The 13,244-nt window shown below is 69.1% G+C and carries 13 protein-coding genes; 4 read left to right on the forward strand and 9 right to left on the reverse strand.

Annotation, left to right across the window (positions count from 1 at the left end; all coding sequences use genetic code 11):
* Window positions 1-23: 23 nt before the first annotated feature.
* Window positions 24-569 carry a hypothetical protein gene (locus MXD60_RS01950; protein ID WP_248817056.1) on the forward strand — a complete coding sequence of 182 codons (546 nt, stop codon included), beginning with the start codon at window positions 24-26 and terminating at the stop codon, window positions 567-569.
* Window positions 566-2,863 carry a serine/threonine-protein kinase gene (locus MXD60_RS28460; protein WP_283097608.1) on the forward strand — a complete coding sequence of 766 codons (2,298 nt, stop codon included), beginning with the start codon at window positions 566-568 and terminating at the stop codon, window positions 2,861-2,863. The genes MXD60_RS01950 and MXD60_RS28460 overlap by 4 nt, the downstream gene beginning before the upstream one ends.
* 428 nt (window positions 2,864-3,291) lie before the next feature.
* On the opposite strand, the gene MXD60_RS01975 is transcribed toward MXD60_RS28460, so the two are convergent.
* The 4 genes from MXD60_RS01975 to MXD60_RS01990 all read right to left on the reverse strand — a co-directional run bounded on the left by MXD60_RS01975 (window position 3,292) and on the right by MXD60_RS01990 (window position 6,358).
* A complete protein-coding gene (locus tag MXD60_RS01975) occupies window positions 3,292-4,434 on the reverse strand; it encodes a methyltransferase domain-containing protein (protein ID WP_283097609.1) in 1,143 nt (380 codons plus the stop codon).
* Window positions 4,431-5,285 (reverse strand): radical SAM/SPASM domain-containing protein, encoded by an 855-nt coding sequence (locus tag MXD60_RS01980; protein ID WP_248817057.1) that lies wholly within the window; start codon window positions 5,283-5,285, stop codon window positions 4,431-4,433. Before MXD60_RS01980 ends, MXD60_RS01975 begins: the two co-directional genes overlap by 4 nt.
* Before the next feature lie 158 nt (window positions 5,286-5,443).
* On the reverse strand, window positions 5,444-5,779 hold the full coding sequence (locus tag MXD60_RS01985) for a hypothetical protein (RefSeq protein ID WP_248817058.1): 336 nt from the start codon (window positions 5,777-5,779) through the stop codon (window positions 5,444-5,446).
* Window positions 5,780-5,917: 138 nt separating this feature from the next.
* Entirely contained in the window at window positions 5,918-6,358 is a 441-nt protein-coding gene (locus tag MXD60_RS01990; RefSeq protein ID WP_248817059.1) for a hypothetical protein, read from the reverse strand.
* A 379-nt stretch (window positions 6,359-6,737) separates the two neighbouring features.
* Between MXD60_RS01990 and MXD60_RS01995 the strand changes: the two genes are divergently transcribed.
* Window positions 6,738-8,207, forward strand: a complete 1,470-nt coding sequence (locus tag MXD60_RS01995) for an NsdA family TPR-like regulatory protein (protein ID WP_518467188.1) — start codon at window positions 6,738-6,740, stop codon at window positions 8,205-8,207.
* A gap of 544 nt (window positions 8,208-8,751) precedes the next feature.
* Here MXD60_RS01995 and MXD60_RS02000 read toward each other — a convergent pair.
* The 3 genes from MXD60_RS02000 to MXD60_RS02010 form a co-directional block, all read right to left on the reverse strand.
* Window positions 8,752-9,138 (reverse strand): recombinase family protein, encoded by a 387-nt coding sequence (locus MXD60_RS02000; protein WP_248817061.1) that lies wholly within the window; start codon window positions 9,136-9,138, stop codon window positions 8,752-8,754.
* Window positions 9,138-9,440, reverse strand: a complete 303-nt coding sequence (locus tag MXD60_RS02005) for a hypothetical protein (protein ID WP_248817063.1) — start codon at window positions 9,438-9,440, stop codon at window positions 9,138-9,140. Before MXD60_RS02005 ends, MXD60_RS02000 begins: the two co-directional genes overlap by 1 nt.
* Before the next feature lie 383 nt (window positions 9,441-9,823).
* A complete protein-coding gene (locus tag MXD60_RS02010; protein ID WP_248817064.1) occupies window positions 9,824-10,033 on the reverse strand; it encodes a hypothetical protein in 210 nt (69 codons plus the stop codon).
* 823 nt (window positions 10,034-10,856) lie between these two features.
* Between MXD60_RS02010 and MXD60_RS02015 the strand changes: the two genes are divergently transcribed.
* The gene (locus tag MXD60_RS02015; RefSeq protein ID WP_248817066.1) at window positions 10,857-11,222 is read left to right on the forward strand and encodes a YybH family protein; all 366 of its coding nucleotides are present in this window, start codon (window positions 10,857-10,859) and stop codon (window positions 11,220-11,222) included.
* A 22-nt stretch (window positions 11,223-11,244) separates the two neighbouring features.
* Here MXD60_RS02015 and uraH read toward each other — a convergent pair whose 3' ends face one another.
* Window positions 11,245-11,559 (reverse strand): hydroxyisourate hydrolase, encoded by a 315-nt coding sequence (uraH, locus tag MXD60_RS02020; RefSeq protein WP_248817068.1) that lies wholly within the window; start codon window positions 11,557-11,559, stop codon window positions 11,245-11,247.
* Between the two features lie 72 nt (window positions 11,560-11,631).
* Window positions 11,632-13,182, reverse strand: coding sequence for an allantoicase (locus tag MXD60_RS02025; protein WP_248817069.1), 1,551 nt, complete (start codon window positions 13,180-13,182; stop codon window positions 11,632-11,634).
* Between the last annotated feature and the right edge of the window lie 62 nt (window positions 13,183-13,244).

The raw sequence follows: 13,244 nt of genomic DNA on the forward strand, positions 1-13,244 counted from the left end.
TGGCGGCAGGAAGGACGATCGCGATGGCCGCAAAGGATCACGTCGGCACGTTGTGTGCCTGGTTGGACATCGCCTACAAACGCGGCGTTCCCCACGCAGCCGATCTAGCCCTCAGCGCGGAGCTTCGACCCCTGCTCGATCTGCTCTGCCCACCGAACGGCAAGGCCAGCGACCACCAGAGGGCCAGCACCGCCCACAAAATGATCGTCACTGCGGTCGATGCGCTGCAAGGCACCCGCGCGGACGCCGCCGCCTCGATGCTCGATCTCGTGCCCGGACCCCCCGGGCGGGTCAGAGGCATCACGGCCCGCAAGGAGGCCGCCGCCCACCATCTCGGCATTTCCGCCGACTGGTTCAGCCGCCGCGAGCTGGAACCCCTCACGCTCGCCCTCGCGATGGAGCTGGACCAGCAGATAGCCCGCCGCGAGGGACGCACCCACACCGATCCCCAGCACCATCACCCGTCGCAGTTGCCACCGCCGCCACCCGCCGACAGCTACCGCCCACGCCCACATCCGGTCGCCGAGCCGGTCACGTCCGTGGAGCCGGCCGCCGCCAACCGGCCATGACCAGCCCGCCCGCGGTCGCCCCCCTGGGCGTCGGTGACCCGATCGCGATCGGCCCGTACACGCTGCGCGGACGGATCGGCGCCGGCGGCATGGGCATGGTCTACCTCGCCACTGACCCCACTGGCGCACCGGTCGCCGTCAAAGTGATCCGCCCCGAGATGGCCGAAGACCCGACGTTCCGGAACCGGTTTCGCCGCGAGGTCGCCGCCGCCAGGCGGGTCCCGCGGTTCTGCACCGCCGCCGTGCGCGACGCCGACCCCGACGGCCACCCGCCATATCTGGTCACCGACTACGTCTCCGGCCCCACCCTCAGCCAGGCCGTACGCCACCAGCCCCTGACCGGCGCCGACCTCGACCAGCTCGCGATCACCATCGCCACCGCCCTCACCATGATCCACAGTGTGGGGGTCGTGCACCGCGATCTGAAGCCCGGCAACGTCCTCATGGGGCCGACCGGTGCCCGTGTCATCGACTTCGGGATCGCCACCGCCCATGACATGACCGTGATCCATACCCAGCAGGCCGGCACCCCCGAGTACATGGCGCCCGAAGCGTTCACCACGGGCACGCCCAGCCCCGCCATGGACATCTGGGCATGGGGGGCCGTCCTGCTGTTCGCCGCCACCAGACACCCGCCGTTCCCACCCGAACCCGCCGCCACGCTGCCCCACCGCATCTGCCACCAGCAGCCAGACCACCTGCACCGCCTCCACGAGCCGCTGCGGTCCGCCGTCACCGCCGCCATGGCGAAAACCCCCGCCGCACGGCCCACCGCGGCGGAGCTGTACCAGCAGCTCACCGGACCCGCGCCCATCCCCAGCACCCCCACCCGCAGCGGAACGACCGCCACGAGCTGGATACCCGACACCCAACCCCCACACCCCTGGCCAGGACCACCCGCGCCGGTCGCACCGCCCCTGCTACCACGACCCCGAGCCCGCCGACCGCGCACGATCGCCATCGCCGCCGTCACCGTCGCCGCCGTGGCCGTGGCCGCGACCGTCGTAGCGGTCACGCTGATCCGACACCCGACACGAACCCTTACCGCCGACCAGCGCATCACCGCCGCACGCACCCTCACCGCCGCCGCCAGCACCACCACCGATCCCGCACTCGCTGCGCGTCTCGCCGTCGCCGCCTGGCACCTCGACCCCACGAACAGCACCCCCGCGCTGATCAGCGCCACCGCCGGGCGTCTCCCCGCCACCGCCGAGACCGCCCACGCCGGACCCGTCACCACCGTCGCGCTCACCCCCGACGGGCAGACCCTCGCCACCAGCAGCAAGGACCACACCGCCCGCCTCTGGTCGATCCGCGATCCGGATCATCCGGTGCCCGTCGCGACACTGCCCCACGCCGCCGCCGTCACCGCCATTTCCATCAACGCCGCCGGAACCCTCGCCACGACAGGCTCAGAAGATCAAACACTGCACCTGTGGAACATCCACGATCCGGCCGCGCCCACCGACGCCGGCACCTACACCCTCACCGCACGGCCGATCGCCGTTCTTTTCGACCCCACCGGCCCGCGTTTGGTTGTCAGCGCCAGCAACGGCCAGCTACTCGTCCTCGACATCACCGACCCCGCCCACCTCACCACCCTCGCCACCATCCACGCCCATACCACCGCCTTCACCGCCGCATTCATCCCGCACACCAACACCGTGATCACCGTCGGGGGTGACAGCGCCATCCGGCTTTGGGACCTCAGCAACCCCGCCACCCCCACACCCATCGGCCGCATCACACCCACCGTCATCCCCACCAACCTCGCCATCACCGCCGACGGCCGGACCCTGGCCACCAGCAACTTCGACGGCACCATGTCTCTCTGGGACATCCACGACCCCGCCAACCCCGCAGCCCTCACCACCCTGCACCCGCCCGACAACACCACCCCTGACATCACTCAAGGCACCGGCTCATTCACCATCCGACTTCAGGGCATGGCCGACGCCGTCGCGTTCAACCCCGCCGGCACCCTGCTTTCCGCAGGCGACGACACCGGCACCGTCCGCCTCTGGAACATCACCAACCCCCACAACGTCACGCCATCCGCAACCCTCCACGCACACACGGCGGCAATCGAAGATCTCATCTTCACCCGAGACGGCACCCACCTCATCACCGCGGGCGACGACAGCACCGCCCGCATCTGGAACATCACCCCCGAGAGCCTTTACCAACGCACCTGCGCCACCCCCACCGGCCAACTCACCCCCGACGAATGGCGCCACATTCTCCCCCACACCCCCTACCAAACGCCCTGCCCTACCGTCTCACCTCGAAACTAGGACCCTTCACGAAAGGCAGCCGTAATGCACCTCGGCGACGACGTTCACATTTCCTGGCATCGCCTCACCCTCATCATCCTCATGGCCGCCATCCCGTGGGGCGCCGTAGGGATCGTCATCGGCCGATACCTGTAAGCCGTCGCGGTGTCCGTGGCAGCGGTTGCCTCGCGGGAATCGAATATCCATCTGGGCCGAGATGGCGAATAGCGGTCTCTTTCGTATTCTCTGCCGTCCGTCGGGAACGTGGGCAGGGGAGGCCCCGGGCCGATAGTCGGGGGGCGGCTACCGGCCCGGGGCTGCCAGCGGCCGTACAGCGGCAGCACTGGCAGGAGGAGCACCCTGCCCGGGTGGACGTTGCGGCCGGGGTGCCCTCCATATGCGGCGGGGAAGTGACCCCTTCGCCCGCCGCAGGCTTCACCTTGTCGCCGTTACCCGCCGTCCCCGTGGGACCAGCTCACAGCGGGGATCGTTGCCCGCCAGTCGCCGTTACTGAGCCGCACGGAGCCGTCCTCCCGCACGACCGCGCGGGCACCGAGCACGGGTGACCAGCCTCGCCGCAGCCAGTCATCGCGGACCGTGTCGAGCACCTCCCATAGCCGTCGCGGCCCACCCTGATGGACCATCGGCGGTTCGGTGCCGGTCGCGGTAGCGCGTGCCCACGATCCGTCGGGGTGATGGATGATCGCGGTGTGTTGGCCGTCGGTCCCGCGCTGGTAGTCGTGGCGCACGCCCGGGACCACCAGGGTAAGCAGTGTGGACAGTTCCCAGGCGTTGGCGACGTCGACGACCGGATAACGGCCGGTCCCGACCTGTTCGCCCTCCCGGTCGGTGAGCTGCTCGACGTCTACCGGAGCCCGCGGGTAGTCGGGGCCGTTGCGCACTCCCATGAACGCCGCCAGGTCCCGTTCCACCTGACCGATGATTCCCTTCGGTGTCTTCGTCGCCGTGAGGATCATCCACGTCCCGGTGATGACGGTGACCAGCCGGCCGCCGGGGCGTAGCGCGGCCAGCCAGCTTGGCGGGATGCTCGGCACTGACACCATGGACACGATCCGGTCGTACGAGCCCGGCAACGGGCCCGTGGCGTCGACCGTCACCGCAGTCGGGTGCAGCCCAAGGCCGGAAAGTCGATGTGTGGCGGCCTCGGCCAGGTAAGGATCAATGTCCAGGGTCGTGACATGATCGCCGCCGTAGCGTCTGGCAAGCAAAGCCGCGCCGTACCCGGAGCCGGTGCCGACATCGGCGACGTCGAGACCGTCGGCGAGGTGCGCGTACCGGTACATGGTCACGACCAGGCCCGGATGCGTCGAGGACGACGTCGACCGACCCTCGGGACGATCATCCTCGGTCGCATGATCAGCATGAAGGGTCCCGATCCGAGTGACAAGCGACTCGTTCGCGTAGGCATCCGCGAGCGGCCCGCGACACAGCGACCATCCGCCGTCGCTCCACCTCCACCAAGCGGGCACGAACACGTGCCTCGGTGTGTCGGCGACCTGCGAATACCACCGGGAACCGGGATGCGTGACCTCACCGGCCAAGGCACGCGCGTGAGTCTGCCACTCAGTCATGCGATGTTCGGATCAGGCTCGGGGTTGGCGGGCAGGCACTGCGGGGTGTCGTTATCCGGATTGCACGGCTTCGCGACCCCCAGAGGTCTCGGCACCGCCTCCACCGCGGTCCGCCACGCCTCCTCAGCCACCAGGACCGACAGCGGGGTGTCCCGGACGTTGCCGCCGACGAGGTCACGGCTCATCACGCACGGCGTGATCGACCCGTCCGGCAGGATCGCCGCGCGGCCGAGCCCGCACGCCCCGCATGGTCCCTCCGTGGCGTCACCGCCGGCCGCGCGGCCGAAGGCGCGGACCTCGTCGCGGCGGATGTCGGTCACGCCGAGCGCGAGCAGCGCCGAGTGCGCCCGGTCCGCGGTTTCCCCGTCGCCGATCAGACCGACGCGCAACGGGATGTCGCGGCGTAGCGCTTCGATGATGTTCGCCCGGGTCCGGACGTAGGAACCGGTGCGTCCGGTGATCCGGTCATGCTCGTCTGGCGTGGCGCTGTAATAGCTCGTGGCCAGGCGGACACCGGGCTGTCCGAAGACCCGCCACAGATCATCGGTGATGTGCAGGAGGTTCGTGTACACCTCGACGGACAGGCCGAGGCTCAGCGCGTGACCGACCAGCACATCCAGGTCGGGATACAGCGTCGGCTCGCCGCCGATGAACTGCACCGAACGCACCCCGAGCGCGGCGGCGTCGTCGATCACCATGTGCCAGTTCGCGGCGGTCATCTCGCCGTGGCCGCCGGTCGGACCCGACGACGCGTAGCAGTGCGTGCACGAGAGCTGGCAGCGGCCGGTGACCTCCAACCACAGCGAACGGATCGGCACGGTGGCCGTGGCGGGCATGGTTGCGGTCGACATGGCGCTCCTTGAGGGTCAGTCGGTCAGGTCAGATGAGTCAGGGTGCCGCCCCCACACCGGTCAGTGGGCCTGATCGCCCGCCAGTCGGCGTGGTACGCGGCATCCAGCACAGCCGCGCGGCACACGCGGTCACGGAAATCGGCGCACACCCACCGATCTCATGGGCCGACGCCCGGAGCAGGAAGCGCGGCTTCCTCGCGGGCGACGGACTCGATCACGGGAAGGCAGTCGATCGCATGGGCACGGACCACGGCGACGATCTGCTGCCAGACAGAGTGAGGCAACCAGGCGTCCGGGTGGTCCTGGTCTTTGTAGGCAAGGAGTACGTACCCGTCGGCGATCTGGGCGCGTCCACCGGACGGCGCCCACGCGAGCCATTCGCCGCCGAGGCCATCCAGCCTGCGGTCCTGCACCGCTTCGACGAGGCCAGCCCATATCGGGGCAGGCAGCGAGAGCACCATGGCCCGACCGGCGTAGCGATAGACGATCATCACGGTGTTGTCCTGCCGGCCGAACTGGCACCGCGGCGCTAGCGGACTCGACCGCCAGGGCATTACTCCTCCGCCCGTCGAGGGCCTGCCCGTCCACGCCCCTCGGGCGCTCACGGGTGGACGGGCAGGCCGATCATATGGTCAGGCCGGCAACGGCACCGACTCATCCAGCGCCCCCGTCGCCCATGCCTTCCTGAGCAGGGCGGTGCGCTGGTCGTGCTCCGCCGCGACCGCCTTGACCTGGTCGGCGCTGAGATCACGCAGGCCGATCATGCGATGGCGCACCCAGGTTCGCCCCAGCTCCAACCCCCGATACGACCAGCCGACCAGCAGCTTGTCGACCCCGTCGAGCTTCGCCTTGGTCGGCAGCGTCTCGCCGAACATGACCTGATGGACCTGGGCGACCTGCGCCGCCATCTGCACCATCAACACGTCCGAAGCCGCCGTGTACAGGGTGCAGGACTCCACCAGCGTCGGAATCTGCTCCACCCCCAACCCCACCCGATGTGCACCGTGCAACTCCCGGGCGAACAACTGGCCCGCCGGCACCATGCCGAACGCCGCCGAGGACAGAAAATCCATCACGTCACTCCCGATCACTGAAAGGCTGCCCTACCCGCGGTGGTTGCACAGCCGAAGGGACGCACCCGAACCCCCATAGAGGCATCGGGGCGGCTGCGGGCCGCGAGTAGGGCAGGAACATCGGCCGCTGACACCTTCGCCATGCGGCCATGAGAGAAGCCTGCACCGAATAGCGCATTTCTGCCACAGGCTCATCACCATGTGTAAGGACATCCGTGGGGTGGCCCCAACACTTTCCTGACCCGTCCACGACGACCGCGACCCGCCGGGTTAGGAAAGTGTTAGGGGCTTCCTCATGTCTGGCAGCGACCAACCCGACCGAAACATGTCACCGGACGGTTACGCTGCTCTTACGCCGATGCCCACCAGCGGAGAAGCGATGCCCCCGAACCCGCGGCCCCGATCCGTCCAGGCCGAACAGGAACGCGCAAGCACACTCCGGGCCCGTCACCCCGGATGGGAACCGCAGCGCCTTACCGACGCGCGCATCGCCCTGGGATGGAGCCGCGCCACCCTCGCCCGCAAAATCCGCGCCATTCCCCGGGTCAGTGTCTCCTTCACCCCACCGATCGCCAGCGATCAGACGATCATGAGGCATGAGCGAGGGTGGGCCTACCCCGGCGAAGACTGGCAAGCCGCCTACACCCACGTCATGGCCGCAAGCCGGACCGACCTGGGCTTTTGCAGCCGCGAAGCTACCCGCGCCCCCGCGGTTACCCCTGGTGTCTTGCCTCCCGACCCATCCGCGACAGACGATGAGTGGGTCCGCCAGCTTTGGGCAGACCCCGGACTGTCCCGCGCATGGGAGGAGGTGACGGCCATCGACCGCCGGACCATCGACCGCCGCGAGTTCAGCGCACTCACCGGCCTCACACTCGTAGCCGCCGCCCATGAATGGCTCGTAGCCGACCCCGCCCGCATCGCCGCCGCCCTCAACGGACGACGCGCCGACACTTCCGTGATCGCCGACCTGACCACGACCACGGACGCGTTGCGCCGCCTCGACGACAAGCTCGGCGGACAGGCTGTCCACAACATGATCGTCGAACAGCTACGGCTTGTCGTCCGCGTCCTAAAAAACGCCAGCTACACCGAGACCGACGGACAGGCCCTCCACGGCATCGCCGCCGAACTCGCCCGCATGGCAGGCTGGACCAGCTATGACAGCGGACAAAACGACACCGCACAACGCTTCTACCTAGTGGGTCTGCGCGCCGCGCATCAGGCGGACAGCCCGAGCATCGCCGCCAACATCCTCCGGTGCATGGCACATCAGGCCCGATCCACTGGAGATCCGAAGACAGCGATAAGCCTTCTCCGGTCAGCACGTACCGGTGCGCGTGGACGCCTTACTGCGACAGAGCACGCTCTTATTGCGGCGTCACTCACCCGAGCCTATGGCCTAACAGGGGAACGTGATCAGGCTCTCGCCTATTCCGATATCGCGTACGGCAAGATTGAACAATCAAAGCCCGATGACGACCCGCCATATATGTATTGGGTCGGGCCGCATACAGTCGCACACGCCACGGGATCTTCACTCGCCGACCTAGGGAACCCTGGAGCGGCGATTCCCCATCTCGTTTCCGCAGTCGAACAAGTAGATGACGAGGTCGCCCGCGATCTTCTGGAGTACAGCGCCACCCTTGCTCTTGCCCATGCGCGAGCTGGAGACTCCGACGAGGCCATTTCCCTCGCTCACCGAGCAATCAGCAGTACGACCATTCCATCCACGATCGTCGGCACGGAGCTTGCGGAACTGTGCCGCCAACTGCGTGCCGACGGACACCCCGGCGCAGCCGAACTAGCCGACCACGTCCGCGCAGTCGCCGGCCCCGCAGTCGTCTGACCAGCGCCGACCTCCTCGCCAAGATCTGCCGTAAAGTTTCTGTACTTCTTCAAGGCGCGCCTACGGCGCGCGGCTGTGACCTGCCGCACACGCCGTGCGCGCCACGCCCGCGGGACTCGCCGCACCCGGCGGGGCCCCGCCTCCCTTCGGTCGGCACCCCGCCGGAGCGTCGGCCCCGCGGGAGTGTCGGCCCGTCGGAGCGTCAGCCCCCAGCCCGACCCCAAGAACAAATGCAGAATAGGCGCCTACGGCACTCAGCCTTTCCATGGCACAGCCAGGACCATCCCGAGTCTCACTGGCCCCTCACCCACGATTCCCTTTCCCGCGGTGCCGCATCGTTTAACGGCCCGGCAACCACGTCAAGGGCGCGATGCGTCGCTACGCGATCATCCTTCGGATGACCCTTGACATGCCCACCGGTCCGCTAAAAGCGGCACCTGAACGGGCAACGGAGAACCCTGGAACGACCACGCACCCTCCGGTGCCCCCGTACCGCCAGGCGCGGCCGGTGACCCCCAGGCAGGGGACACCGGCCGCGTTCCGCTCAGCCGGTCCGCACGCCCCGCCACGCCGGAGCTGTGATCACGTCCGTGACCAGGTCATATCCGATCCGGTCCCCGGTGTCGATCCCGTCCGCCACGGCCAGCAGCCGCACGCCCCGCCGCCGCAGCAGCGCCAGCACTCGCACCCGATCACTCTCGGTATCCGCCAGCCGGTCGATGCTGTCGACGACGACCACCAGGCCCACGCCCACCGACCCCAGGCGGACCAGCGCAGCCGCCCAAGCGCCCGGACCACCGGACCCCTGATGCTCCGTCTGGCCAGCCTCCCAGCCACGCACCCGACACGCTGCCAGGAACACCGCCCGTTGCGCCGCCCGATCCTCTGTCGTCACATCGTCGCGAACCACGCTCACCGCGTGCACGGCCATCACAGACCCTGCCCGTCCAGGTCCCCAGACAGCGACCGCACACTGTCCGACGCCACGAACAGCCCGTACCTCACCAGGTCAAGAACCATCACGCTGTTGGTCGTCATCACCACGTCGACCAGCGCGGCCAGGTCACGAAACGCCCCCGCCGCCGCCCGCGGGACCAGGTTCTCCCGGTCCCCACCGAGCGGACCGCCTTCCAACTCCGACGCTGCCAACCGCAACGCCTCACACACCGTGCCGATCAGCCTGTCGAGCGCCTCAGCCGACGCCCGCACCGAACCATCTGCAATGATGGACATAGATTCCGCTCCCGCTTGTCTCGGGTGTTGGGATTCAGGCCCGGAGTTCGGTGTTCGCGCACCGACCCGGGCCGTTTTCTTCTATGCCCCCATCATCGCAAACTTCCTACACGTTGTTGAAGCAGCACAGATACGCCGAACGGCCGGTAACCCAGTCGAGGTCACCGGCCGCCCGAGCCACAGTCAACGCCCGCTACGCGCCTGACGGATCATGTCTGCCAGGACGACGATGGATCGAGGGTCGCAGCGCAATAGACACCGTCGAAGTCGCGTCCCGGAAGGTCCCTCAGGGACGTCAAGCAGGATGTAATGCAGTGATTCCTGATAGGAGTTCCAGGCACCCGCCCCCGGCCGGACTCCACGCGGCACCCATCCCGCCGCCATCAGATGCCACCGAGCGTGGATCCGAGGTCCGGCAGAGCCCGGAACTGTAGAACCACCGCAGAGTCCGCCGAGTCCCCCGAATTCACCCGCCGATGATCCACGAAGAGGACCGGCGGAAGGGTCGCCGTCACCTCGACGAGGTCCCGCAGCGAAGCACCCGGCATCATCGTCAGGTCGTACAGGCCGTCTCCCGAGTGCGTCAGGGTCACGAACGGTCGACCTTCGTAGGGGTCACGCCAGCCACGACCGGACGACGGAATACTAGACACAGGTCACCTCTGTCTACTCAGGTGGTGATCTAGGTGTCGGGTGCGTGTTGGCCCACTCACCCGACACCGCCAACACCCACAACAATAGCGCGTGGCGCTGCAAAGTTGGGGTGAACGCTAGTATTCCACCGTGGTTGACGACCCGCTGATCGGCTACGCCGGCATAGCCGAGATGGCCGGCATCAAAACGTCGACCTTGCGCAGCTACCGCACCCAGAGACGCCTACCCGAGCCCGACGACGCATCGGTACCCGACCGCCCACGCTGGCGGACCAGCACCATCACGGCATGGCTAGCCAGCCGCCCAGGACGCGGAGCACGAACCGACCTCCGCCCGCAGCGACCCCCCGAGTGAGCACCGATAGGGGGACGGCCCGAGATCATGCGACGCGGCCCAAGATGTTCGGCGCGCTTCGCGAAACACCTGCACGCCAATGCCGCCCCCGCCGATCGGCAAGCCTGCCCGTCACGCCGCCGATGAGGTGAACGCGACGGCGTTCTCGCCGGGCGGGCACATCAGCGTACCGACGTCAGAAGTGATCTATGTCACTCGAAATCGTGAATGTGCAGGTCAGAGGCATGTAGATCTGTCCGATGGAAAGCTACTTCGCGATCCTTCTGCACGGCAACGAAGTACTCCAACTGGCGCAGCTCCATAACTGATGATTCTAGATAGTAGAAGAACCATCTGTTGGACTTCTCATTGCCCGGACGACAGGCTGGATCACAGCCAGAAGGACACGATCCGCAGGAGGGATTCGTCATGGCCGGCACCATCATCGCCCGCACCCCCGAGGACCTCACCCGGCTGTTCGTGGAGCGTGCCAACGCCGGGGACGCCGCCGGAATCGCCGCCCTCTACGAGCAGGACGCGGTGATGGCCTACCCGCCGGGCAGCCGGACGGCGGGGCGGGCGGCCATCCGCGAGCTATGGGAGTCCGTCCTCGCCCACGCGCCGCATTTCGAGCCCGAGGAGCCGCTGCCGACGCTGGTCAGCGGCGACCTCGCGCTGACGTCCACCGCGCCGAAGGACGGCGCCGGCGCCCGCGCCCAGGTCGTTCGCCGCCAGCCCGACGGCTCCTGGCTGCGGCTGCTGGACCAGCCCGAGTTCACCCCGACCGGCGAGTGACCTGGACCAGCGCCAGTGAGGATCAGCTGCCGCGGTAGGTCGAATACCCGAACGGCGCGAGCAACAACGGGACGTGGTGGTGCTCGGCCGGATCGGTGACCACGAAGGCGATGGTCACCTCGGGGAAGAACGCCGAGCGCCCGCTGGTGTCGAAGACCAGCCGCCATGGGCCGGGCGCGATGAGCGGCAGGCCCGCGATCCGGCCGTCACCGTCGGTGATGCCCTCGGTGACCACGGTCCAGCTGGCCCGTCCGGGCTCCCCGCGTTCCAGCCGAACGGGTATTCCGGCCGCCGGCCGACCTGCTGCGGTGTCCAGGACGTGGGTGGACAGGCCCATGCGCGTGCCTCCTGATGCCTGGCCCGATCGGAGGGTGCACCGCCCCGGGCGGGCGGTGCACCCGGAGGTCGGCTACGCGCCGGTGATCAGATGGCGGATCCGCAGGGCGGTGATCTCCGCCTGCTGGCCGGCGGCGACCCGAAGTTCCTCGGCCGGGTCGTTGGCCAGCCGCTGCTGGAGCAGGCCGAGCATCTCCTCGGCGCTGCGACCGGCGGCGCGGACCAGGAAGATGTAGCCGAACCGCTCCTCGTACTCCTCGTTCCCGGCGGCGAAGGCGCGTCGGATCTCCTCGGGGGCCTCGTCCATCGCCGCCTGCTCCCGTCGGGGGGCGTCGAGGGAGACGATCGAGGCCCGGGCGGTGGTCGGCGGTGCGGGGGTCCGGACGGGCCGTTCCCCGATGCGGGGGTGCGCGGTGAACGCCTCCAGCCAGGCGGCCTCCGTCAGCGCCCACCATTCCTGCTCGGCGGCCGGCAGCAGCCCCGCGAGAGTGCCGAACGGGCGACGGGCCACCACCGCCTGGGCCCAGTCCTCCGAGCCGCAGCAGGCCAGCAGCTCCTCGACGGCAGCATCCGGTGACAGCGCGTCGAACCAGCGGATCGCCAGCGCCTCCCGACCTGGCAACGTGGGCGCGCCGGTGATGCGCAGCCGGGCGAGGCCGCCGTCCGGGATGGCGTCGACCCGCACATGGGTCGCCTGGACCGGCTCCTCGAGGTCGAACAGGTGCCGGGTGTTGGGCTGCACCCGGGTGCGCGGGAGCACCGGGAACCAGTCGGCGATGGTGCCGACGTCGTCGGGGTCAAGCAGGTCCGGGCAGTCGGCCGCCCACAGCTCGACGGCACGCGGGGCGTTGCCGCGGAAGTGGCGGGTGTCGACCTCGGCCCGCACGATCAGGCCCTGGGTGGCCAGCCGGACCACCGCCCAGTCGTGCCCGGTGCCACGCCGGCGGCGGGTCTCCCAGCCCTCCCCCATCGCCCGCGCCTCACCGGAGGCGTTGAGGTTGTGCCGGTCGCCGTAATGCATGTCGCTCGCGGCGACCGCCACACCGCCCAGATAGGCGGCGGCGAGATCGGAGGTGACCCGGTCGAGCAGGCGGGGGTCCGGCACGACCGTGCCATGCACCCGCAGCCGGGCCACCCCACCATCCGGGTGGATGGTCAGGCGCAGGTGGGTGATGTGGCTGCGGCCCGACTCGGCGACCGGCAGCACGTTCACCGTGTCGGCCTCGATCAGGGTGCGCGGCACCAGCTCCACCCAGGCAACGGCGGGGTCGGCGACCTCCGCGGCGGACGGGTAGCCGGCGAGGGTCGCCCCATGGATCTCGACGGCCTCGGGGGCGTTGCCGGTGAAGTGGGTGGTGTCGACGGTGATCGCCCGCGCGATACCGGGGGCACCGAGGCGGACGATGGCCCAGTCGGCGCCGGGCAGGTCCCGGCGGCGCCGGGTCTCCCAGCCATCGGTCCACTGGCCCCGTTCGGTGAACACGCCCGGGCGGACCACCGGCGGCTCGGGCAGCAGCATCCGCTCCGCGAACGCGAAGAACTCGTCGTTGACGGCTACCACCGTGCCGCCGAAACGGGCCGCTGCCAGGTCGACCAGATTGGTCAGATCGGGCTCGTCACTCATCAGGTTCCTCTCTCGGGTCGACCAGCACGGTATGGCCCGCCGGGGCCGGGCGATGGCCCGGC

This window comes from Frankia sp. AgB32 (genome assembly GCF_023243045.1).
Lineage (GTDB): Bacteria > Actinomycetota > Actinomycetes > Frankiales > Frankiaceae > Frankia.